The 22,572-nt window shown below is 61.4% G+C and carries 21 protein-coding genes and 1 pseudogene; 9 read left to right on the top strand and 13 right to left on the bottom strand.

Features of this window, described 5'->3' with window-relative positions; all coding sequences use genetic code 11:
• Positions 1 to 9: 9 nt before the first annotated feature.
• Entirely contained in the window at positions 10 to 687 is a 678-nt protein-coding gene (locus CT3_RS08920; RefSeq protein ID WP_066534750.1) for a response regulator, read from the bottom strand.
• Between the two features lie 260 nt (positions 688 to 947).
• On the opposite strand from CT3_RS08920, the gene CT3_RS08925 reads away from it, so the two are divergent.
• The gene (locus CT3_RS08925; protein WP_066534748.1) at positions 948 to 1,244 is read left to right on the top strand and encodes a YkvA family protein; all 297 of its coding nucleotides are present in this window, start codon (positions 948 to 950) and stop codon (positions 1,242 to 1,244) included.
• A gap of 52 nt (positions 1,245 to 1,296) precedes the next feature.
• Here CT3_RS08925 and CT3_RS08930 read toward each other — a convergent pair whose 3' ends face one another.
• Positions 1,297 to 2,142: a type 1 glutamine amidotransferase gene (locus tag CT3_RS08930; RefSeq protein ID WP_083520357.1), complete on the bottom strand. Its 846-nt coding sequence runs from the start codon at positions 2,140 to 2,142 to the stop codon at positions 1,297 to 1,299.
• 266 nt (positions 2,143 to 2,408) lie between these two features.
• On the opposite strand from CT3_RS08930, the gene CT3_RS08935 reads away from it, so the two are divergent.
• Together CT3_RS08935 and CT3_RS08940 are read left to right on the top strand one after the other, a co-directional pair.
• On the top strand, positions 2,409 to 4,100 hold the full coding sequence (locus tag CT3_RS08935; protein WP_066534747.1) for a VRR-NUC domain-containing protein: 1,692 nt from the start codon (positions 2,409 to 2,411) through the stop codon (positions 4,098 to 4,100).
• The gene (locus CT3_RS08940) at positions 4,097 to 6,607 is read left to right on the top strand and encodes a helicase C-terminal domain-containing protein (protein WP_066534746.1); all 2,511 of its coding nucleotides are present in this window, start codon (positions 4,097 to 4,099) and stop codon (positions 6,605 to 6,607) included. The genes CT3_RS08935 and CT3_RS08940 overlap by 4 nt, the downstream gene beginning before the upstream one ends.
• Positions 6,608 to 6,718: 111 nt before the next feature.
• On the opposite strand, the gene CT3_RS21245 is transcribed toward CT3_RS08940, so the two are convergent.
• Positions 6,719 to 6,913 carry a hypothetical protein gene (locus CT3_RS21245; protein WP_192333194.1) on the bottom strand — a complete coding sequence of 65 codons (195 nt, stop codon included), beginning with the start codon at positions 6,911 to 6,913 and terminating at the stop codon, positions 6,719 to 6,721.
• 3 nt (positions 6,914 to 6,916) lie between these two features.
• Positions 6,917 to 7,111, bottom strand: a complete 195-nt coding sequence (locus CT3_RS08945) for a hypothetical protein (RefSeq protein WP_127446198.1) — start codon at positions 7,109 to 7,111, stop codon at positions 6,917 to 6,919.
• Between the two features lie 187 nt (positions 7,112 to 7,298).
• Between CT3_RS08945 and CT3_RS21250 the strand changes: the two genes are divergently transcribed.
• Positions 7,299 to 7,649 carry a hypothetical protein gene (locus tag CT3_RS21250; protein WP_172591820.1) on the top strand — a complete coding sequence of 117 codons (351 nt, stop codon included), beginning with the start codon at positions 7,299 to 7,301 and terminating at the stop codon, positions 7,647 to 7,649.
• A gap of 241 nt (positions 7,650 to 7,890) precedes the next feature.
• On the opposite strand, the gene CT3_RS08955 is transcribed toward CT3_RS21250, so the two are convergent.
• The gene (locus CT3_RS08955) at positions 7,891 to 8,247 is read right to left on the bottom strand and encodes a PRC-barrel domain-containing protein (RefSeq protein ID WP_066534739.1); all 357 of its coding nucleotides are present in this window, start codon (positions 8,245 to 8,247) and stop codon (positions 7,891 to 7,893) included.
• Positions 8,248 to 8,534: 287 nt separating this feature from the next.
• On the opposite strand from CT3_RS08955, the gene CT3_RS08960 reads away from it, so the two are divergent.
• Both CT3_RS08960 and CT3_RS08965 read left to right on the top strand, forming a co-directional pair.
• The gene (locus tag CT3_RS08960; protein ID WP_127446199.1) at positions 8,535 to 8,957 is read left to right on the top strand and encodes a hypothetical protein; all 423 of its coding nucleotides are present in this window, start codon (positions 8,535 to 8,537) and stop codon (positions 8,955 to 8,957) included.
• A 165-nt stretch (positions 8,958 to 9,122) separates the two neighbouring features.
• Positions 9,123 to 9,416 carry an ElaB/YgaM/YqjD family protein gene (locus tag CT3_RS08965; protein ID WP_172591818.1) on the top strand — a complete coding sequence of 98 codons (294 nt, stop codon included), beginning with the start codon at positions 9,123 to 9,125 and terminating at the stop codon, positions 9,414 to 9,416.
• Positions 9,417 to 9,549: 133 nt separating this feature from the next.
• Here CT3_RS08965 and CT3_RS08970 read toward each other — a convergent pair whose 3' ends face one another.
• Both CT3_RS08970 and CT3_RS08975 read right to left on the bottom strand, forming a co-directional pair.
• The gene (locus CT3_RS08970) at positions 9,550 to 9,876 is read right to left on the bottom strand and encodes a BON domain-containing protein (RefSeq protein ID WP_083520355.1); all 327 of its coding nucleotides are present in this window, start codon (positions 9,874 to 9,876) and stop codon (positions 9,550 to 9,552) included.
• A gap of 31 nt (positions 9,877 to 9,907) precedes the next feature.
• Positions 9,908 to 10,072: a DUF1328 domain-containing protein gene (locus CT3_RS08975; protein WP_083520354.1), complete on the bottom strand. Its 165-nt coding sequence runs from the start codon at positions 10,070 to 10,072 to the stop codon at positions 9,908 to 9,910.
• A gap of 276 nt (positions 10,073 to 10,348) precedes the next feature.
• On the opposite strand from CT3_RS08975, the gene CT3_RS08980 reads away from it, so the two are divergent.
• Entirely contained in the window at positions 10,349 to 11,371 is a 1,023-nt protein-coding gene (locus CT3_RS08980; protein WP_066536050.1) for an SDR family oxidoreductase, read from the top strand.
• A 100-nt stretch (positions 11,372 to 11,471) separates the two neighbouring features.
• On the opposite strand, the gene CT3_RS08985 is transcribed toward CT3_RS08980, so the two are convergent.
• The 5 genes from CT3_RS08985 to CT3_RS09000 form a co-directional block, all read right to left on the bottom strand.
• Positions 11,472 to 11,804 (bottom strand): four-helix bundle copper-binding protein, encoded by a 333-nt coding sequence (locus CT3_RS08985; protein WP_083520353.1) that lies wholly within the window; start codon positions 11,802 to 11,804, stop codon positions 11,472 to 11,474.
• Between the two features lie 155 nt (positions 11,805 to 11,959).
• Positions 11,960 to 14,050: a catalase gene (locus CT3_RS08990; RefSeq protein ID WP_066534726.1), complete on the bottom strand. Its 2,091-nt coding sequence runs from the start codon at positions 14,048 to 14,050 to the stop codon at positions 11,960 to 11,962.
• A gap of 322 nt (positions 14,051 to 14,372) precedes the next feature.
• Positions 14,373 to 14,498, bottom strand: coding sequence for a hypothetical protein (locus CT3_RS21255; RefSeq protein ID WP_256682317.1), 126 nt, complete (start codon positions 14,496 to 14,498; stop codon positions 14,373 to 14,375).
• Positions 14,499 to 14,507: 9 nt separating this feature from the next.
• Entirely contained in the window at positions 14,508 to 14,936 is a 429-nt protein-coding gene (locus CT3_RS08995) for a VOC family protein (RefSeq protein WP_066536036.1), read from the bottom strand.
• A gap of 22 nt (positions 14,937 to 14,958) precedes the next feature.
• Entirely contained in the window at positions 14,959 to 15,528 is a 570-nt protein-coding gene (locus tag CT3_RS09000; protein ID WP_305954871.1) for a carboxymuconolactone decarboxylase family protein, read from the bottom strand.
• Between the two features lie 104 nt (positions 15,529 to 15,632).
• Between CT3_RS09000 and CT3_RS09005 the strand changes: the two are divergent.
• Together CT3_RS09005 and CT3_RS09010 are read left to right on the top strand one after the other, a co-directional pair.
• Positions 15,633 to 16,343 (top strand): annotated as a pseudogene (locus tag CT3_RS09005) (LysR substrate-binding domain-containing protein).
• A gap of 655 nt (positions 16,344 to 16,998) precedes the next feature.
• Entirely contained in the window at positions 16,999 to 20,295 is a 3,297-nt protein-coding gene (locus tag CT3_RS09010; RefSeq protein ID WP_066534720.1) for an Ig-like domain-containing protein, read from the top strand.
• A gap of 1,048 nt (positions 20,296 to 21,343) precedes the next feature.
• Here CT3_RS09010 and CT3_RS09015 read toward each other — a convergent pair.
• Positions 21,344 to 22,570 (bottom strand): beta-barrel domain-containing protein, encoded by a 1,227-nt coding sequence (locus tag CT3_RS09015; RefSeq protein WP_083520351.1) that lies wholly within the window; start codon positions 22,568 to 22,570, stop codon positions 21,344 to 21,346.
• Positions 22,571 to 22,572: the final 2 nt, after the last annotated feature.

A 22,572-nucleotide genomic window follows, 5' to 3' on the forward strand; every position in this document is an offset into this window, starting at 1 on the left:
GCCGGATCTTCAGAGACCGGGCTGGCAGTAGCGCGCGCCCAGCCGAAAGCCGATGCCGCGCACGGTGTCGATGATGTCGCTGCCCAGTTTCTTGCGCAGATGGTGCACATGCACATTCACCGTGTTGCTGCCCACATCCAGGTCAAAGCCGTACAGGCTGTCGTGCAGCTGGGCCAGGTTCAGAACCCGGCCTCGGGATTGCAGCAGCGCCGCCAGCAGCGCCCATTCGCGGCGGGACAGCTCCACCAGCTGACCGTTGCGCCAGACCTCTCCGGTGCCGGTGTTGACCTGGCAGTCGCCCAGCGCCATCAGATCGGTGGCACGGCCGCCGGCCCGGCGCAGCAGGGCGTGCAGTCGCAGCACCAGCTCCTGCAGGTCGAAGGGCTTGGTCAGGTAGTCGTCGGTGCCGGTCTGAAAGCCGGCCACCTTGTCTTCGATGGTGCCGCGCGCAGTCAGTATCAGCACCGGCAGCTGCAGGCCGGCGGCGCGCCAGCTGCGCAGCAGGGCCAGGCCGTCACCGTCGGGAAGGCCCAGGTCCAGCACGCAGGCGTCGAAATGGCCGGCGGTCAGATGGCGGTCGGCCAGGGCCAGATTGAGGGCAATGTCGCAGGCAAAGCCGTGCAGCTCCAATCCGGCCTTGATGCCACTGGCCACCAGGCTGTTGTCTTCCACGATCAGTATGTGCATGCCGCTGCCCCTGCGCGCCCGCGCGCACAAAAAAACCAGTGATTCTATAAATGCAGGGTTATCGCAGTATTAAGGGCGGGGTGCGGGGGCGGGATGTGGAAGCGAGTTAAGTGGCCGGTGCGGTGGCGCCCTTGCTGCTACACCCTGCAGCAATTGCAGGCGGCGGCAGCCTTGTCATCTTCCAAACTGTCCGCATGTGAAGGACGGGTTGCGTGGCATGTCGCTGCGGGACCGTCTGCCGGGGGAAAGAAAGGTCTGCCATGTGGAAGCTGGGTCGTCTGCTGTCGGTGTTTCGCAAGGAGCTGCGGCTCGCCTGGGCGGTGCTGCGGGATCCGCGTGCGCCCAAGGCTGCCAAGCTGGCCACGGTGCTGGCAGCGTTGTACGTGGTCAGTCCTGTGGATTTTGTATCGGACTTCATCCCCGTCCTAGGCTGGCTGGATGACGGTGTGATCGCCTATCTGCTGCTGCAGCTGGCCTTCAAGTTCCTGCCGCCCGAGCTGCTGGCCACGCTGCGGGCCCGGGTGGGGCAGCGCAGCCCCGGCAAGGCCACGCCCTGAGGCCAGGCGGCGCGTGCCTGCGCCCCCCTGGTGTTCCGCTTTATCGACGTGATCAGCCCACGGCGCGCGCCAGGATGGCTTTGGTCTGCTGTGCCAGCGGTGCCTGGTACTGTAGTGTCAGCTCGGGGCCGGGTTGGATCCGTCCGGGTTGGGGGGCCGTGGCAGGCGCGCCCGGCAGAGCCCCCAGCTGAAACAGCGCTGGCCGGTCCAACTGCTCTGCCCAGGCGCTGTAGGTGCGCCGCGCCGTGGCGTGCAGCAGCGCCAGGTGCTGGGGGAGCTGGGCCAGAATCTGCGGTGCGCGCTGCACGGCGGGGCCGGGGGCGCGGCGCAGTTCGTCCTGGCCTTCGCTGCACCAGGCGCGGACACTGTCCTCCGTGACTTCCAGGTGGCCCTGGAACGCCCAGTGGCGGCCATGCACAAAGCCCTTGTTCAGACAGAACGCGCCGTACATGCTGCGCGAGGCGCCTTGGGGCAGCTCGAACGTGTCGTAGTGCCAGTTGAACAGCGTGATCCGGGGCGGCAGCTGCATCAGGTCCTGCGCCTGGCGCGTGACCCATACGTTGCTCCAGCCGATGTTGGGGCAGGGATTGCGCCACACCCGCGCACCCATGGCGCGTGCCAGCATCTGTGCGCCAAAGCAGTGGCCCAGCACGGGCACATCGTGCGCCAGCGCGTTCTGCAGCAGGCAGCGCTCCTGTTCGATCCAGCGCAGCTGTTCGTTGGCACAGTGGTTGCTGCCCAGCACCACCACCCCGCGGTAATCCGCCGCCCGCACCGGCGCGTGGCCTTCCTGGCAGGGACTGATCAGTTCACAGGCAATGCCTTGCTGTTGCAAATGTTCCCAAAGCACCCCGGGGCCTTGTGCGGCTTCGTGCTGGAGGATGGCGACTGGTTTCATACGTCAATTGGCTGGGTGCTCCAGCCTGTGGTGGCGATGGCTGAAATCTAGGCATTCGGGCATCAAGCCCGTGTCGGGATTGCGCAGTAGGCCATCAAGATGGTGTCAAGCTGGCGCGGCCAGGCAGAGGGGCCGCAGGCCTTGCGCCAGGCCTGTCTTGCCCATGGCCCTGCTGGCGCGGTAGGCATTGGCCGGGCAGAGGTGATGAATCTGTATAAAAATACAGTTGCCTAACCGTTCCCGCCACTTTCTGTCATTTCCCGCCCGTGACTGCGCCGCAGCCTGCTGCCTTCCCGCCCCATCGCCTGTATTACCTGCACAACTTTCAGCGTGCGCTGAACTGGTTGGGGCAGCGCTATGGGGACCTGCTGGGTGAAGAGGAGGCCGGCTTTCTGGCTGGATTTGCCCTGCTGCCGGAGCCCACGCAGGCTCTGCTGGTGCGCATGGTGATGCGCAAGGGGCCGTGGTTTCGGGCCAGCAAGCTGGTGTATGCGGAAATCGGCGACAGTGCCCAGGCGGCCGTACCGCTGCTGCAGATGGGCTGGCTCAGCACTTCTGAGCCCATGGCGCTAGGTGAACTGTTTGGCCTGCACACCAAGTCCGAGCTGCTGGACATCTTGAAAGGCGCCGGGTTGGCGGCCACGTTGCGCAAGGCCGACATGCTGGCCGCGCTGGACGGGCAGACTGACCCTCAGCCCTATGCCGCCTGGCACCCCCAGGCCACGGACCCCGTTTGGCGCGTGATGGTGGGTGAGGTGTGTGAGCGGCTGCGGCTGATGTTCTTTGGCAACCTCCACCAGGACTGGTCGGAGTTTGTGCTGTCCGATCTGGGCATCTTCCGCTATGAAGCTGTGGCGCTGGATGCCGCCTCACGCGCTTTCCAGAGCCGTGCCGATGTGGACTTCTACCTGGCCATTTCCACCAGCCGCCAGGCACTGGATGCAGGGGGCGATGCCGGGGCGCTGCTGCAGTCGCTTGGGCAGCTTGAAAGCCCCCACCGCTGGCTGAACCAGCGCCGCGCCAAGCTGCTGCTGCGCCTGGGGCAGGCATGCGAGCGGGCGCAGGACTGGGAAAACGCTGCCCAGGCCTACACCGCCAGCGCCTACCCCGGCGCCCGCCACCGGCATATCCGCGTGCTGGAGCATATGCAGTGCTTCGGACAGGCCCTGGACCTGGCGGCCCAGGCCCAGACGGAACCTGAAAGTGAAGAGGAATCCCAGCGCGTGGCCCGCATGCTGCCGCGCTTGCGCCGCAACGCGGGCCTGGGCGGAGCCCCCCGCCAGGCTGCGTTGGCTCCGGCCGTGGCGGCGCTGTGCAGCGAGGTGGTGCTGGCGCGGCCAGCCCAGCCGGTGGCCGTGGAGTACGCATTGCGCGACCACTGGCACCGCGGCGAGGCACCGGTGTTCTATGTGGAGAATGCGCTTATCAACTCGCTGTTCGGCCTGCTGTGCTGGCCGGCGATTTTCGCGCCGCTGCCGGGCGCGTTCTTTCACCCCTTCCAAAGTGGACCGGCCGATCTGGGAGCCCCCGACTTTGTGGCCCGCCGCCAGCCCCTGTTCGATGCCTGTCTGGCCGAGCTGCAAGATGGCCGTTACCGCAGCACCATCCGCAGTCGTTTTGCCGGCAAGGCGGGCACGCAGTCGCCCTTTGTCTTCTGGGGCACGCTGAGCGACGCGCTGCTGGAGCTGGCGCTGGACTGCATTCCCGCCGCCCACCTGCAGCGGCTGTTTGACCGCCTGCTGCGGGATGTGAAGGCCAACCGCACCGGCTTTCCCGATCTGGTGCGTTTCTGGCCTGACCGCGCAGAGGGCGCAGGACGCTACGAACTGGTGGAAGTCAAAGCGCCGGGCGACAAGCTGCAGGACAACCAGATCCGCTGGCTGGACTATTGCGCCGCCCACGGCATTCCCGCGCGCGTCTGCCATGTGCAGTGGCAGGGGATTGGCGAAGGCGCATGAGCGACGCCGCTGCCCCGCCGACGGTGGCCGTGCGAGCGTTGTGCGAGTTCACAGCCCGCACGGGTGATCTGGATCTGCGCTTCACCCCGGCGCCCAGTGCGCTCGAAGGCATGGAGGGCCATGCCGTGGTGCAGCAACGCCGACAGGTCCAACCGGACAGCAGATATGAAGCCGAGGTCGCGCTCAGTGGCCAGTTTGAAGGCCTGCAGGTGCGCGGCCGGGCCGACGGCTTTGATGCGGCGGCGCAGCAGCTGGAAGAAATCAAGACCTACCGCGGCCCGCTGGACGCGGTGCGCCCCCACCACCGCGCATTGCACTGGGCCCAGGCCAAGGTCTACGGCCATCTGCTGTGCCAGGCACGCGGACTGGCGCGGTTGAACGTGGCGCTGGTGTATGTGCACACGCCCTCTCTGCAGGAAATGGTGCTGGTGCAGGACTGTAGTGCCGACGAGTTGCAGCAGTTTTTTGCCATGCACTGCCGCCGCTACCTGGACTGGGCGCGCAGCGAAGCAGGGCACCGCCAGCAGCGCAATGCGGCGCTGGCGGCAGCGGCCTTTCCCATGGCGGCGTTTCGCACCGGGCAGCGGCAACTGGCGGTGGCGGTCTACCGCACGGCCCGCAGTGCCGGTGGGGGCCGTTGCCTGATGGCCCAGGCCCCCACCGGCATTGGCAAGACGCTGGGCACCATCTTTCCCATGCTCAAGGCCATGGCGGGGCATGGCGCAGCCAGCGCTTCGAGCACTTGCAACGGGTTGGACAAGCTGTTTTTCCTGACCGCCAAAGGCACGGGCCATGGGCTGGCATTGCATGCGCTGGAGCACATGCAGACGGCATTGGCCCAGGGACAGCACGAACCGTTGCGGGTGCTGCAAATGCGTGCGCGCGACACCAGTTGCGAGCACCCGGACAAAGCCTGCCACGGTGAGTCCTGCCCGTTGGCGCAGGGTTTCTTCGATCGACTGCCAGCGGCACGGGCTGAGGCCGTGGCCCTGTCCGCATCTGCGGAGCCGGTGCTCTGGGATGGCTCCACCGTGCGCCAGGTGGCGCTGCAGCATGGCATCTGCCCCTACTACCTGTCGCAAGAGCTGGCACGCTGGGCCGATGTGGTGGTGGCCGACTACCACTACTTCTACGACAGCGCTGCCATGCTGTATGCCCTGGCGCAGCAGCAGGGCTGGCGTGTGGGGGTGCTGGTGGACGAGGCCCACAACCTGCTGGAGCGCGCCCGCAGCATGTACACCGCACCGCTGTCGCAGTTTGATCTGGCGGCCGCCCGCCGCTCGACCACTTCAGCCACGGGGGCCGTCAAGAAAGCGCTGGATGCGCTGCAGCGCCAGTGGAATGCGCTGAACAAGGCGCAAGCCGTCCTGCCGCAGCGGGCAACGGATTCCGAAGCCGATGGGGCGTCCGGTGCACAGAGCCTGCCGCTGTTTGCCCAGGCGGCCGCGCAGACCGTGTCCGGCCTCCGTGAGCCCCGCCACACCGCCAGCCACACGGCCTACCAGAGCTATGCCGCCATCCCCCCCGCGTTGCTGGCGGCCGTGCAGCGTGCCATCGGGGCGATTGCCGATGTGCAGGCTGACCAGGCTTTGCCTGCTGGCGACCCGGTGCTGACGCTGTACTGGGCCTTGCTGCATTTTCAAGCCCTGGCCGAACAGTTTGGTCCGCATGCGCTGTTCGATGTGCAGCTGGCGCCGCCGCTGCTGGCACGCGGCGGGCAGCCACGCACACCGGTTTCCACGCTGTGCATACGCAATGTCGTCCCCGCACCGCACCTGGCTGCGCGCCATGCTGCGGCCCAGGCCACGGTGCTGTTTTCCGGCACGCTCAGTCCGCCGCAGTTCTACCGTGATCTGCTGGGGCTGCCGGCCGACACCGCCTGGCTGGAGGTGGACGCGCCGTTCGCCGCCCACCAGCTGCAGGTGCGCATTGCCCGCCACATCTCCACACGCTGGCGCGACCGCGAGGCATCGCTGGCGCCCCTGGCCGACCTGATCGCCCGGCAGTACGCCGGCCAGCCCGGCAACTATCTGTGCTTTGTCAGCAGCTTCGACTACCTGCAGCGCGTGGCTGCCAGCCTGCAGCGCCTGCACCCGCAGCTGCCGTTGTGGCAGCAGGAGCGCAGCATGGACGAAGCCGGGCGTGCGGCCTTTCTGGAGCGTTTTGTCGAAGGCGGGCAGGGTGTGGGCCTGGCCGTGCTGGGCGGCGCCTTTGCCGAAGGGGTGGACCTGCCTGGCACCCGCCTGATTGGTGCTTTTGTCGCTACGCTGGGGCTGCCCCAGGTCAATCCCGTCAATGAGGCCATGCAGCGCGCCATGGATGCCGCCATGGGTGCCGGGCGGGGCCATGACTACACCTACCTTTACCCCGGCTTGCGCAAGGTGGTGCAAGCCGCTGGCCGCGTGATCCGTACCGAGCAGGACCGGGGCGTGGTGGTGCTGGTGGATGACCGCTTCCAGCGCGCCGAGGTCAGGGCCTTGCTGCCGTCATGGTGGCGGGTGGAGTGAGCCACAGGAGCTCCAGCCCTGGTCAGGAAGTTCTGGGAATACAGCCGACGCGCTTGCGCCATTGCAAGAGATATTTGTTGGCGCGGCTGTTCCCTGGCACGACCTACCTGGCTAATTTTTAGGCGAATCCGGCATCACTGTGCGCTTGGATTCAGGGTCCTGGGGAATGTCTGGTTCGGTGTCTGGCGAGAATGGCGGATGGGGCGGATCATCGCCATCCTTCTCCTGCTCGGGGTATGGCTTGCCAACGGGATCCATTTCTTCGTCCTCGGGAAATGAGGGCTTGCGTGTGCTTGGTGTAGCCATACCTCACTCCTGGTTGTTTTTCCCGGACTTCGGTGCATGCACAGAAGGGGGGCTTCCCTTGGGCACGGATTGGGGGCCGGTATTGGGCTTGCGGTGTTGCTCGGCGATGATGGTCGGTTCGGCCGCTACACCTTCTCCGGGCGCGCGCTTCGGCGAACGATGCTGGCTGGCATCGGTGCTGCTGGTTTTCGTTGACATATTTGCCTCCTTCCTGAGAGCCGCTCACACCACCCCATACCCTGCTTCAGCTTTGTCGTACGAAGTGCGCTGCCAGCGGCTTTGTGCCCCGTCTCGGTTGCAAACCTGCGGTTCGAGGGGGACGTGTTGGCCACTCTGAGACGCCGGCCCGGCCGGCTGCCGGGCAAAAATTAGCGCTGAGGCTGGTTTGGCTGGTCCTGCCCAGGCTGCTGGCGATTCGGGTTTTGCTGCTGCTGTTGGTCAGAGGGCTTTTGTCCAGGCTGTTGCTGACCAGGCTGCTGTTGGTTGGGGTTCTGCTGTTGATGTTGGCCAGGTTGCTGTTGATTGGCATTTTGCTGATGGGGTTGCTGCGACATGTCTTGAGCTCCTTCGGGTGAAACAACAGGTCGGGGTGACCTGCCTGTCCGTCAGCATGGAGCGCTGGCAGCAACTGATCTGTAGTCACAATCTGACAATGCGCTTCAGTTATGTAAGTGGATGCTCTTGGTTTATGCATTGGTATGCCTATAAGGGATTGAGTGCGCTTCTCACAGGTTGAGGTGCTTTGTAGACTTCTCTTACGTCAACGCTTTCATGCTCGGGTTCTAGGTGCCGTTCCTGGTGCGTCGTTGCCCGTCTTACCGTACGGGTTGCAGTGCTTGCGGTCTCAAGCTCCTTGTCTTGATTGAGTCCTGCTGCTCACCGGGCCGTGCTAGCCGTTCTAAGTGGACTGTGAAAAATGGATGACCAATGAAAAAAGCCCGCAAATGCGGGCTTCGGTATTCGGCGTTTCAGATAATTTACAGGTATGGAATTCCGTAATAGTCATTCACACGGCGGCGGTTTTCATCGGTGTAATCCCATTCCATACCGCGCGTATAACTTGGAGCGTCTTCCAGTTGTTCCTTGCTTACAGAGACAACGTAGCCGCCCATATTGGGTTCGTACTTCAGGCTGCTCCAGGGAATAGGGTAATTGTCGGTACCTATTCCCAGGAAGCCGCCAAATTCCATCACGGCGTAACGGACTTGGCCGCTGATCTTGTCGATCATCAGAGAGTCAATCGAGCCGAGCTTTTCGCCATTGGGGTTATAGACATTGGTCCCATTGACCTTGTCGGAGGAAATGATGCTCGATGCAGTATTGGGTGTAACCATGGCTATCTCCTAGAGGGGTTTACACACAAACGCTGAGGAAATGCGATGCCATCAAGGTGGCGATGCGAGGTGCGGACAATGTTGTGGAGAGAGCAATTTCTCTCTATTGATCCGCTTCAGCGCTTGGTACTTGCGAAGCAGAATGGCTTCTGGGTACAGATTAGGTCGCTCGTCGACGATAGGGAGTAGTCGATAGGTGTGCAGGACTGTAGGATCAGCACCTGCTCAAACCTGTCCAATGATATAACCATCTTTCGGCTGTAACTTATTGCATGGAAATGCGTGAAATGATCTCTGTCGTTTGGAAAAATAGTTCTCATACAGAAAAAATGAAGGGCTGTGAGCGCTGCAGCTATTGGGAGAAATGGGAGAAATTAATGCGGAAATTTTTTACAACCATTTTTCTTGCATGGGTCTGTGGAGCATCAGCGCAGGCAGACGGTGAGCCTGCAATCAATGAGGCACTTCTGCGCAATGCGTTGGGCGAAAGACTGAGTGGTACGGAAAGCGCCGAATTGAGGGCGCTGGAAATCATTGAAAGCAAAAAAGAGAAGGGCGATTTTCAGATATGTGGTGAAATCAAGGTGGGTGACAGCGGCACTTACACGCCTTTTCTGGTGTACATCGTCAATATGGAAAAGTACTCTGTGCTGGATATTTCGCCCAATGCGCGCAAACTGTGCACATTGGTCAAGAACGGAGATGTCTAAAGTTGCGCAGCGCTCCTCGCCCAAAGCATTGGCGGGGAGGTGGTGTACTCAGCCACTGTTTCATTTGGCTGCGCTTGTATCAGTCAAGGTTGTGATCGACCTACATCCATGGCGTGGCATTGGACGTACTCTGTACAGACTGTTCACCACACGAAGGAGTACACAATGAAGTTGTTTTCCCCGAATGCATCGACCATTCAGCGCGACCTGACCCGCCTGCTGCAAGACACGGGTGACGTGCTTGCCGCGCGCGCCAAAGAGGAACCCAAGTTGAAGGAGGCGGTGCAGTTCCTGGATCGTGGACTCAGTCGCGCTCGAAATGCGGCCAACGGAGCCGTGGATTATTCGAGGGATGTTGCTCGCAACACCGATGACTATGTCCATGATTCACCATGGCAGGCCATTGGCGGTGCATTGGCCGTTGGGGTTGTCATCGGCATGCTTTTGACCAGACGGTAATCCCACTCTGGTGTTGAATTTTTGTGAATAGAAAAGCCCGCATCATGCGGGCTTTTCTCTATATCGTGACCACAGACCGTATTCAGGTCCATGTGGTGCGAATGTTAATAAAGAATTTTATGGACGTGTGAGATTAAGGGCGAACCACAATGCTGTTCCTCACCCCCATAACACCTTTGGTGTTGCGTGTGATGGATTCTGCTCGATCTTTTTCTGCCTGGCTTTTTGCAAAGCCGGAGAGCTGAACTACACCCTTCATGGTTTCCACGCTGATGGAGGTGGCAGCAACAGTTTTATCCTCTGCAAATTTTGCCTTCACCGCTGTGGTGATGCCAGAGTCATCCATATAGGACCCAACGCTTTGTTGATTGCGGGCCACAGAGCAGCCAGTGACAGCCAAAACACCAGAGCTGAGTGCAATGGCGACAATCAGGGCGCGAGATGTGTTGCTTGCTTTCATGACGATTCCTTTCTGGGTTGGATGTCGGAAGTTATTTCTTGTTGATCAAACTTACGACGAATGTAATTACCGCAATCGCGATAAAGACAAAGAAGAGAATTTTCGCAATATCCACTGCACCTGCTGCGATCCCGCCAAATCCCAAAACGGCAGCGATCAGTGCAATGACCAAGAAAATAACAGCATAACGTAGCATGTTTGCCTCCTGTACTTAATTTTTATGCTGGGACTAAGAAAATATTTGTAAGGTTATTCAATAAATAGATGAAAGATATGGACTACACCATACGGAATTATCAGCCTGAGATCACTGTAAATCAATATTACATTTACGCCTGCATAGTTCTTATAATAGATCTTCAAGTTCAGTATGAAAATAATTGAATTTTCAAAGCAATAGCATTAGTGTGAATTTTATCAACCTTGCTTGGTTAATAGGCGTTGACGCAAAGACATGAAAGGAATCACCGCGATGAAAGACCCAAACAAGTGGAAAAAATCTGAGCGACCTGCCGATGCCGATGCCGCTATGCAACGCCAACAAGTTATTCAGGCGACGCAGGATGCAGATGACCGCCAGGCTCCCACACGTAATGCGCGTGCAAAGCCAAAAGCCAAAGGCGCTCCAGGCCCGGGACATGCCGAGCCAGCGCCCCCTCTGCCGCCGCAGACGCTCGCCAAGCCAGGGTTGCAGGCCGACATGCCACTGCAGCCTCGGAGCCTTGCGAAGGACTATCGTGGCAGCGGCAAATTGGAAGGCAAGGTGGCAATCATTACAGGGGGCGATTCAGGCATCGGTCGGGCGGTCGCGATTCTCTTTGCACGCGAAGGTGCCCGCGTCGCCATTGCTTATCTGAACGAAGACGAGGATACCCAAGAAACCTGCCGCCTGGTGGAAGCCGAAGGTGGCACATGCCTGCCCATCTCGGGGGACGTACAAGATGCCGCATTTTGCGAGGGTATGGTTGCCAAGGCGGTAGCGAAGTTCGGCGCCATCCATGTGCTGGTAAACAACGCGGCCTTTCAGGAGCATGCCGAACACATCGAAGACATCACGGAGCAGCGACTCGAAGAGACTTTCAAGACGAACGTCTTTGGCTACTTTCATATGGTCAAAGCCGTGCTGCCTCATCTTGGTCAGGGCGACTGCATTATCAACACCGGTTCTGTGACAGGCCTTCGCGGCAGTAAGAACCTCTTGGACTATTCGGCCACGAAGGGCGCAATCCATGCGTTCACCAAGGCGCTTGCAAGTAACCTGGCCGAGCGCAATATCCGCGTGAATGCCGTCGCACCAGGTCCTGTCTGGACGCCGCTCAATCCTGCTGACAAAACAGCCGAAGACGTGGTGCAGTTTGGGGCCAAAACCGACATGCGGCGACCCGCACAACCTGAAGAAATCTCGCCGGCCTATGTTTTCCTGGCGTCTCAAGCTTGTTCCAGCTACATCACCGGCGTTGTGCTTCCCATCACAGGAACGGCTGCAGAAGGCTGAAATTGGGCTATCCAGCACTCCAGCCACCGCAAAGGCGCGACCGTCCGTGCCGCATGCCTTTGCGTCGTGTGGTGCTGGCTTAAAGCCGGGCAGCTTGGCCTCAATTGACCATTGCCTGGCAGGCTTTAGCGCAGTGCTTGCATGCGTCAGCACACTGCTGGCAATGGTCATGTGAATGCTGTGAGCATTCGTTCGCACAAGCCAGGCAGACTTCACTGCACACACGGCAAAAATGCCGAGCCATTTCACTGTCGCGGGCCATCGCATGCGCTGCAAGGCTGCAGATGGCTGCGCAATCGGTGTCGAGTGCAATGCAGCGACGCATCATTTTCACGTCGTCTTCCTTGAGGCAAGCAGCCAGGCAGGCATTGCAGGCGGCAGCACAAGCGTTGCATGCGTCGATACAAGCCTGATATCGGGTGTGAATATTCATTGCTCAATCTCCAGTTCTCTGTTGGCGATGCGATCCAGAGCCGCAGAAACTCTGTCCCGTGCGATCTATTCGGCCCTGCCAGCGGTGCGAAGACCGAGCGCACTGTGACTCCGTAACCACTGGTGGAAGGCGCTGGCAGGGCCTGTACATCTCGTTCACGCAAGACTGCGCAATGTGGGCTCACGTTCCCAAATGCGAGATACCGCGGCCTTCACAAACGCTTTGGTGTCACTCGGGTCCACTACGCCGGCGTCGGGCTTTACTCCAGCCGCGTCAAGGATGGCGTGTGTGCCCTTGCAGGCTGCGATAGCTTTAAGGTGGCCAAAGGCATCGCGAAACCAGTTCTGCGCTGCGGCTTGCTTGGCCAGTTTTTTGCCAGACTCCAGCGGGATGATGGAAGCCACCGCATCAAACTGGGCGGAGGGCGATCCGGCCAGTTGGCCATCGATGGCGGCTTCTTTGCCATCACTCAGCCTGATGCCACCCAGGCGCGGGGCAATCAACTTGACGCTGGCCTTGGCCGCTTCCAGCGCCTTGCGCATCGCGGCAACGGACTCGGCATTCGATCCTTCATCCACCAAAATGGCGACGCAGCGGCCTTCCAGCGTGGGCTTCATTCGGTCGATGATGCGGGTGGCCGGGCTGACCGGCAGGTCCTGCACGGGGACGGCGGGCTGCACTGCATCAGGCACCGGCGACAGGCCCAAGCCCTTGGCCACGCGCTGGCCCAGTTCCTCGTCAATCACGCGCAGCTGGCTGACCACCGCGCTGCGCACATGGGGTGTCTGTACCTTTGAAAGCTCAAACACCAAGGCGCTGGTGATGTGGGCCTGCTCCAGGACACTTTGGCTGCGGAAGAACATGCGTGCCTGGCTGTAATGGTCCGCGAACGATTCGGGGCGTACACGGCCTTTGCTGCCTACCGCAGCTTCGGCAAATGAGCGAGAGCCCTGAGCCAGCGAAGCACGCGGGCTGTCGGGTTGCAGGCTGGACGGTTCATAGGCCACGCGACCCTTGGGTACTTGCATTTGCATATGTCCGTCGCGCTGGTGATGGGCGAAGGGACATTTCGGCGCATTGATGGGGATTTGCGCAAAATTGGGCCCACCCAGGCGCGAGAGCTGCGTATCCAGATACGAGAACAAGCGGCCTTGCAACAGCGGGTCGTTGGAGAAATCGATGCCTGGCGGCACGTTGGCTGGGCAGAAGGCCACCTGTTCGGTCTCTGCAAAGAAGTTGTCGGGCCAGCGATTGAGTACAAAACGGCCGATTTTTTGCAGCGGCACAATTTCTTCCGGAATGATTTTGGTGGGGTCAAGGTGGTCATAGGGCAGTTTGCTGGCCTGCTCCTCGGTGAACAGCTGCACGCTCAGCTCCCAGGCAGGCGCTTGGCCGGCCTCCAGGGCTTCAAACAGGTCGCGGCGATGGAAGTCGTTGTCGGCGGCTTGCAGCGCCAGCGCTTCGTCCCACACGGTGGACTGGATGCCCAATTCGGGTCGCCAGTGGAACTTGACAAAGGTGCTGTCGCCCTGGGCGTTGATCAGCCGGAAGCTGTGCACACCAAACCCTTCGATGGTCCGCAGGCTGCGGGGGATGGTGCGGTCGCTCATGATCCACATCACCATGTGCATGGACTCGGGCATCAGCGAGATGAAATCCCAGAACGTATCGTGGGCCGAGGCAGCCTGCGGAAAGCCGCGATCGGGCTCCATCTTCACCGCGTGTACAAGATCTGGAAACTTCATCGCGTCCTGGATGAAGAACACGGGCACGTTGTTTCCGACCAGATCCCAGTTGCCTTCGTCGGTATAGAACTTGATGGCGAAACCACGCACGTCGCGCGGGGTGTCCACGGAGCCAGCACCGCCGGCCACGGTGGAAAAGCGCACGAAGATGGGTACCTTCTTGCCCGTTTCGGTGAGTACTTGAGCCGTGGTGTATTTGGCCAGGGATTGACTCAACTCGAAGTAGCCGTGGGCCCCCGTGCCACGGGCGTGGACGATGCGCTCGGGGATGCGCTCGTGGTCGAAGTGGGTAATCTTCTCGCGAAGGATGAAGTCTTCGAGGAGGCTGGGCCCACGCTCATAGGCCTTGAGAGAGTTCTGGTTGTCGGGGACCGGGATGCCTTGCTGGGTCGTCATCGCCGGGTGGCTGCCCCCGGCTTGCTGCTGCAGCTCGCCGGCATTCCCGCGTAGGTCGGTCACTGACGGCTTGGCACTGCTCTTTTTCGCTGCTGGCTTGGTCATACAAACTCCTTTGCTGGTGGGAGCTGTTAACTATGCAGCGCTGAGCTGTCAGCGGGGTAGGCGTGGGGGAGGCATTGCTGGGGGCGATTGGACTACAAAGGGGCTCCTGGAGTTCTCGTCCCTCAGCGGTCCCTGTGAACCCTCTGCACTGAATTGGCCAGAGTTGTGCAGCTGGTTCAACGCTCCTGTTTCCATCAGCACCGCAGTCTTGATGCTTCGTTGGCGCTACTTCGAACAGATGGCCTCTGGCAAGCCAAGCCAATCCAATCCGGAAAGCGAGCGCGCCGTTGGCAATCGCTGGCCGCATGGCCCGCGCCGGGCATCACTGGGGCGGGTGGTGCCAGTGGATGACCGTTCTCAGCGCGCAGATGCGGTCACCGCTGCCACCATGGTGGCGGGTGGCGGGTGGCGGGTGGCGGGTGGCGTGGAACGCTGGAATGGCCTTCACGGGTCCGCGCTAGAAATCGATCACCACCGATGGTGCGCTGCGCCGGGCCTCGCCGTGGTACACGGCTTCGATGTTGTTGCCATCGGGGTCCAGCACAAAGGCCGCGTAGTACCCGGGGTGGTAGGGCCGCTCGCCTGGAGGGCCGTTGTCGCGTCCCCCATGCGCCAGCGCTGCTCGGTGAAAGGCCTCCACCATGGCCTGGTCTCTGGCCTGGAAAGCCAGGTGGCAGCGGCCTGTCAGCACCCCCAGCGCGGCCGGGCTGCCGGCCGAGGACACCACCAGTTCGTCCGCCCAGAAGAAATCATCACTGGTGCCGATGATGGGGATCTCCAGCACAGCCAGGACGGCGGTGTAGAAGTCCTGGCTGGCTTGGAGGTCGCTCACCACCAACTGGATGTGGTCGATGAGGCGTCCGCGGTGAAGCTGGTTGGTCTCCATGGTCATCCTTTCACATTCAAGGTCAGGGTTGCATGCGCAGTTGCCGGGCCAGCGCCGCCTGGGCGCGCGCACCGGATGCGGCATCGACCTGGCGGGTCATTACCTGCACCACCTGCTGCAGCTGGCTGGGCGTCAGGCCGGTGTTCAGGCTGATGCGCATATGGGCCTGCAATTGGCTGTCGACGCCTGGCAGGGCCGCCAGCTTGCCGACGGTGGCGATTTCGCGGCTTTGCCAGTCCAGGTTGTCGCGCGCAAAGATGTCGCCGAACAGGTGTGATTTTAGGAACACATCGATGGCCGGTGCAAAGTCAAACAGCGGTCCGGTGACCGGGCCCCCGGCAAGCCGGGTCTGGTTGGCGGTGCCCAGTGCCAGCAGGGCGTCGCCCGTGGGGACGGCACCGGGTTCGCGACCCACGGTGTCTTGCACGCCGCGCTGCCTGCGGGCATCGACCAACTGCATCGGCTCACCCAGGGCGTTCAGGCTGCGTGGAAAGCCGGCATAGGCATAGACCTGCACCAGCGGCTCCTTGGCCTCCTGGATCGGCATGTCGGCGTCCAGCGCCTGCTCCAGTGCCGTGCGAAGTCGGGGCATGTCGCCCACCGCTGCCCACGCCGCGACAGGTGCGATGGCCAGTTGCCGGGCCGTGAGGCTGGTGCCAGAGGAGGTGTGGTGTGTAGTGTGTGGTGGGGTGGTGCATGGGCGTTTCCTGCGCGTGTGTGGTGCCGGCCGATAGCGCCACCATCGATGCCGAGCTGGCCGCGCTGGCGGCATGGCGTGACAAGCCGGCGGGCACGGTGCGGATCTCCACCCACAACCACGCCATAACCACCGTGCTCTGGCCCCGGTTGCTGCCGCTGTTGCATGCCTATCCCGACATCCAGGTGGAGTTTGCGGTGGACTACGCCATGACCGATATCGTGGCCGAGCGCTTTGATGCCGGGGTGCGCTCCGGCAACCAGCTGGACAAGGACATGATTGCCGTGCGCATCAGTCCGGACCTGCGCATGGCGGTGGCGGCATCGCCGGCCTATCTGGAGGGCCGCCAACTGCCGCTCAGTCCCGCTGATCTGACCGGGCACCGCTGCATCTATCTGCGCCTGCCCACCTACGGAGGGCTGTACGCCTGGGAGTTTGAAAAAGGGGGCTAGGCACTGAATGTACGGGTGACGGGGCAGGTCACGGTGAACAACATGTTCTGGCTGCTGCGCGCCGCGCTGGATGGCATGGGGCTGGCCTATGTGCCACTGGATCTGCTGCAGTCCCATTTTGAGCAGGATACCCTGGTGCCGGTGCTGCAGGACTGGTGGCCCAGCTTCCCGGGCTACCACCTGTATTACGCCAACCGCAGGCAACCCTCGCCGGCGCTGACGCTGGTGATCGAGGCCCTTCGGATGGAGAGCCGTTGACGCCATCCCGGAGCCAGCTTGGGCACGTCATGGCTTCGGGCTGCCGGGGCATGCCGCCAGCCTTGGCAGGCAGTGCCCTCCAATGGGGGCTCGGCGGGCCCGGCCAGGGCCGTCGCGCTGCGCCGGTTCAGCCCCCGCTGGCAAATCCCTCCCTCACATGGTTGCAGACACAAAACGGCTGGTTGGCGGGATATCTGCCGCGGCACGGCGAAGGTCGCAGGCGCGCGGCCATACGGCGTGTACAGGCGCATCCGAAGGCCTTCAATGCCTTCTCTGCTTCATCCGAGAGCTTCACCCTTTAACGGGTGCTCGGTGGTCGAGCCTCGGGATGCAAGCCCGGATTGTTGCTTTGGCGTTACAGGCGACCTCGATGGGTTATGGCTATGGCACTAGGTAATCGCTGCACTGCCTATGGGCTGCGGTGTATCGCCTTTCCTGAAGCGCCGCAGGCACAGGCTGCCTTCGGGAGCTCCATCTTCCGAAAAGAGCGATAAACAGGCGCTTAGAAACGCTCAGTTTCAATAGTTACTTTTGAAATACTCTTGGAGATGCGTTATGCCAATCGCGCCAGCGACAGCGGGGTTGGATGACTGTGGGGCGGGCCCGATGCTGCCTTACCGCGCCCTTGAATTCTTTACCTAGCCTGCATTTATCTATGAGCAAAACCATCGCCAAGGCCCAATACCATCTGAACACGCGCAAGGCAGCGCTGCCGCTTCAGGCAGGTCAGGCCAACACCTACAAGGCTGTACCCGGTGAGGCCTATCGCGTTCTCAAGCGTGCAGAGGGTGCAGCCGGTGATGAGTTGGCCAGCGACGTGCTGGCTCAGCGCAGTGGTTCCGATCTGCAGTTGGACTACGCAGACGGCACACGGATCACGCTCCAGGACTATTTCACCGAATGCCGGGGCGATGCTGCGTGCAGTGTGACTCTGGCTGGCGACGCCCCAGAGGGCTGGGAACTGACGGCGGGCGCCAAGGATGGTGCCAGCTTGGCGGATGGCAGCAGTTTGTTGTATGCCCATGGCAGTCCTGAAGCCTTGGCCTCGATGGCGGGCAGTCACCCTGGGCTGGAGCAGCCCCTGGCGGGCCTGCAAGGTAATCTTCGGACCTATCTGCCGCAGGAGTCTTCCGGCATGGGGTGGATTGCCGGAGGTACTGGACTGGGCGCATTGATGGCCTCCGGCGGTGGTGGTGGAGGTGGAGGTGGCGCAACGGCTGCCGTTGCCGTGCAGAACTTCGTCAAGCTCAGCTTTGTGGGCGGCCCGGCGCTGGACGGCAACGATCTGAGCGTGGAGGTCTATAGCGCCGACGGCAAGACCTTGCTGGGGACAGGCAAGCTCGCTGCCGATGGCTCTGTGACTGTGAATGTAAAGGACTACCAGGGGGTCGTGGTGGTCAAGCTGCTCAATACTGGCGGTGCAAACGACTATCTGGATGAAGCGACTGGCCTGGGCAAGGACCTGGGTACCCAGCTGTATTCGATGGGGGTGATCAGCGCCCCCAACTCGACGATCAACCTGAACGTCAATGTGCTTACCACCATTGCCTACGTCAAGGCGCAGGAAGGGGTGGGGGGGACGCCGGACAACCCGGCCGTGCTGAGTGCGCAGCAGGTCTCCGACACAGCCAAGGCTATCAGCGCGGTGTTTCAGATCGAAGATGTGCTCCGCACCAGTGCCGTTGCAACCAATGGTGGCAACTACAACGCTGCCGACGGTCTGAGTGCGGGGGAGAAATACGGATCGGTGCTGGCGGCATTCTCCGGCGCAGACAAGCTGGGGGCTGGCAACGTGCAGCAGACCCTGGACAAGGTGCTGGCGGGTATCACTATCAGTGGTGGCCAGGCTGCCATCACCAATGAGAGTCAGGCGCTGCTGGTCGAGGGCGCCAAGGTCGCGAATGTTCCGGGTGGCTCTTCCAATGATCCGTCGGGTGGCGTCAGCGGCATCGTGGATACGTATGCGCCGGTTTTTTCGAGCTCCGGAACGGCCAGTGTCTACGAACACATTGGTGAAGGTAAGGTGGTGTACACGGCGGTGGCTAGCGATCCCAGTGCCTTTGCCTACAGCCTGGCAGGCGACGATGCGAGTGCCTTCCGCATTGACCCCCAGACCGGGGCCGTGACGCTGATTGGCGACCCGGATTTTGCAACCAAGTCGAGCTACAGCTTCAAGGTAGTGGCCACCGATGCGGCGGGCAATACCAGCAGCCAAGACATCGCGCTGGATGTAAAGCTGGCCGAGCCCATCATTCAAAAACTCGTCGTGGAGTCGGGAAGTTTCAATATCGGGGACGTTGTCACTGCCACCATCACCATCAGTGGAGACAGCGGCGTCCCGCTCTCAAGCATCAGTGGCACGGTTAACGGCTTTGCGCTGGGCAATTTGACGCGTGTCAACAGCACCACGTATACGGCGACGTTCACCGTGTCCTCTGGCGGCGTGGATATCGCCGAAGGGGAGAGCATTCCTGTCTCATTCAGTCTGGGTGACGGAGCCAGCCGAAACACACCGGTATACAACCAGTCCAACAAAGAAGCGCAACCCATTGTCGATAACTCGACCACCAGCTACGAGCTCTACGTCGACTCAGATGCCGATGCGGCAGATATCGTGCGCCTGGGCCTGAACGCCACCCATACCTACAAGGGCGATCTGATTATTTTGCTGGTGGCTCCAAACGGTAGTCAGGTCACCTTGTTTAGCCAGCAGGGCGGAGGTGCCGACGACTTTGTCAACACCTACTTCACAACGGGCGGTGCAAACCTTTCGACTGGCGTTGGCGCTTTCACGGGCAGCTTTGCTCCGGAACAAGGCTTTGACGGTCTGAGCGGCGCTGCACGCGGCACCTGGACATTGGTTGTCAAGGATGTGCAAGCCAGCGACGCGGGCGTGCTTTCCAACTGGAGTCTGACGCTGCCCGATTACACCGGCAGCATGATTGCCACCGAAGGCTCTACGGTCATCGATGCCAACGCGCCGCTGCTGCTCTCCAGCTCGCCCCAGGATGATGCCGAGAGTGCCGTTGCAAGCGCCAACCTGACGCTGACATTTGGGGAGAACATCCAGGCCGGCACCGGCTCGATCCGTATCGTCAACAACGACAATCCCGCGGACACGCGCCTTATCGATATCAACGACGGCACGCAGATCAGCATCAACGGCAAGGTGCTGGTGATCAATCCAAGCAATGACCTGCTGGCAGGGGGCAATTACCACATCGAAATTGACGGCAGCGCATTGCATGATGCCGCGGGCAACAACTATGCGGGCATCAGCAGTTCCGACAGCCTGAATTTCACGGTGGCTGCGGCCGCTGCATCGCAGTTGCTGGTGACGGACGGGGGGGTGTTTGTCGACAGCAATGGCGATGGCATGCTGGATGCAGGAGAGGCCCAACTGATCAGACTGGATCAAGGGCAATGGGTCTACACCGCCGCAGCCACTGGCTCGACCGAACAGACGGCTGGCGCATTGGGCGCAGCCATCGGAATCAATGGACTTCAAGATGGTGCAGGCCATGCGATAGCATTTGCTGATGGCGAGTGGACTGTCACTTTCCTGAGTGTCACGGGGCCGAAGCTGGATCTGGCAGGCTTTGGTGCCGATGACAAGATCGTTGTGGATATGAGTGAAGCGACGGTGTCTGGCAATCAGTTTGCAATGGGCCAGGACCTTGGTGTACTCGAAGAGGGGCGCTGGGTAGGCGATCGCTGGGGATGGGATGACTCAGAGCTTCCATCGGACGCTTGGGGGAAAGTCACCCACTACCCATATGACTACTCTGCAGGAGTCGAAGAGGCGTCGCTAGAAGTGAGTTTGGGGGAGAGCATCACGGCACATTACGAAGTGATCAATCGTCCCGGGGACAACCGGTCTGGTGACATCACTCTGGCGATCAACTTGCCAACAAACTACCTCTACGATTTCTTGCTTCCCGCGGCGGATTGATCAGGGTGAAGCGCTGAATCGGGCAGCTTGGCCAGCCAGTACCAAGCTTGCAATTTCGGCCCCTGCGCGCTTTCGGAGATACGCCCTCCGCAGACATTTGTCTGCGGAGGGCGTTGCCATGATCGACCCCGCTGCCTGTTGAACCAGCGAAAAAGTTGCCAGGTCCATTAGCCAGGCGCATGGCTGACATGGGCAAGGGGGAAGGAGCAACGGCAAGCAGGCCATCGGTTTGCGCGAGCAGCGACAATGAAGGAGTCGTGCAGGGGGAGGCGATCCGAAGTGCCTCCCACTCCTCGCACGGTAAGTGGCGTGCCAAAGGTATATGTACGCAAGGTCCTGGCACCGCATCTCAGACGCACAGCTGCGGTGCGGCTTAGGGCTCTCTGGAGTCATACCTGTGCGAACTTCCTATAGGCCGCGTGCGGGGACTTCCACAGGCAGTGAGCAAGCCCCCGTGGTCGCGATGAGGTCAGCCCACAGCACCGTGCGGCGATCTCCGAGATCCCGTCGGTGCGGTGGTGTCAGACTATCGGTGCATGCATGGCGGCACATGCAACTGCCGGGCGTAAACCGCAGGCACGGGTCTTGGCTGATGGCTTGCAAGTGCAAAAAGCAAGGAGCGCCAACGGGGCGGGGCATGGCTGCATTGTCAGAAAATCTGTCCGGCAGCAGGCATATCGGCTGCGCCTGAGCATGGCCGTGGCTGCATGCACGTGCGTGGACATAGCCATTGAAGGCGCCATCGCCGCTTGGCGCGTGAAGTGATGGCTGTACCGGGGTGGGATCTTCAGGACAACTAGGAGGAGCGGAGATGCGTTCTCGCCTGGGTCCCTCCAATCCCCGTCCGGGAGCAGGAGGCAACAGGGTGAGGCTGCAGTTGCCCGGGAGATGCCGCCGCCCAGGTGCGCAACGCCATCGTGCTAGGCGCCAGCCACCAACGGCTTAAACAGCAAGATCAGGCAAGCTTTCGCCCGCACTTGTGTCCCATCGGTTAGCCGGGGAGCCCTCCAGCTCTGGATCCCTGCAGACAGACAGTGCCCGCTAGCTTCTAGCGTTCTTTGAAGGATTCATTGAGCGTCTTGCGCAGCGGTTTCAGCAGGAAATCCATCAAGGTGCGGTCGCCGGTGCGAATGTCGAGTTGCGCAGTCATTCCTGGCAGTACGTCGAGCGCCCGGCGGGTGCTGCTTACCAAGGGTTGGCCCGGTCCCGATGTTTGGGGGCGCACATGGACACGATAGTAAATTTCCTCCCCGCGTGGGGTGCTTTCTTTGAGGGTGTCTGCGCTGACATAGCTCACTTCGCCTTGCACGGAGCCATAGATGGTGTAGTCGAAGGGGTCAAGCCGCACGGTGGCAGGCAGGCCGACAGTCACCCGCGCAATGTCGGCGGGCAGCACCTTGGCTTCGAGAATGAGGGCATCGTCCTGGGGCACGATCTGCATGATTTCTTCACCTGCCCGTAACACCCCGCCCAGGGTGGTGACCCGTACGTTCTTGACGATGCCTGGGCCTGCGGCGGTGAATATGCTGTCATGTACTTCCTGGCGGCGGCGGGTCATCAGTTGGCTGGCCTGGTTCAGCTCGTCCTCGGCTTTGCTTAAATCTGCGCGTGCGTCTTCCATGAATTTGTTGCGGCGGCCAATCAAACGGGCCTCTGCGTCGTTGAGGCCGCGCTGAGCACGCAGCACTTCGGCGGTGCTGACATCGCCCGAGCTTTGCAGGCCTTCAACGAGTGACAACTCTTTGCGGGCCAGGTCGACAGCGGTCTGCAGTGTGCGCAGGTCTTCCTGCAGGCTAAGTCGACGCTGCTGGAACAGCGCCTGTTCGATAGCAGCCTGCTCGCGCAGACCGGCACTGGCCTGCGTCGGGAAGCGGGGTGTGGCCAAACCAGCAGTTTCTGCACGCAGCCGGGCAATTCTTGCTTGCAGCCCCGTGATACGGGCGTCGACTTCACCGGCGGCGGCTTCGAGGCGTGTGGGATCCAGGCGCGCCAGCACTTGGCCGGCGCGCACTTTATCGCCTTCCTTGACATGCAACTCGGCCAGTACACCACCGTCTACGGACTGGATGATCTGTACCCGGCTGCTGGCAATAACTTCACCGCGCGCCTTAACAGCTTCGTCAATCCGGAAGAACATGGCCCAGGCGACGAAACCGCCCAGAGCCAGCGCAATCGCCCAGACCAAGACTGCAGCGGCGCGACTATTGTGGTAGCTCATGAGCCGGCTGGTGCGCGCGATGTCGGCGCGCTCGTCGTCAAACAGTTCGATGGGCATGC

The organism is Comamonas terrigena NBRC 13299, assembly GCF_006740045.1.
Taxonomy (GTDB): Bacteria; Pseudomonadota; Gammaproteobacteria; order Burkholderiales; family Burkholderiaceae_C; genus Comamonas; species Comamonas terrigena.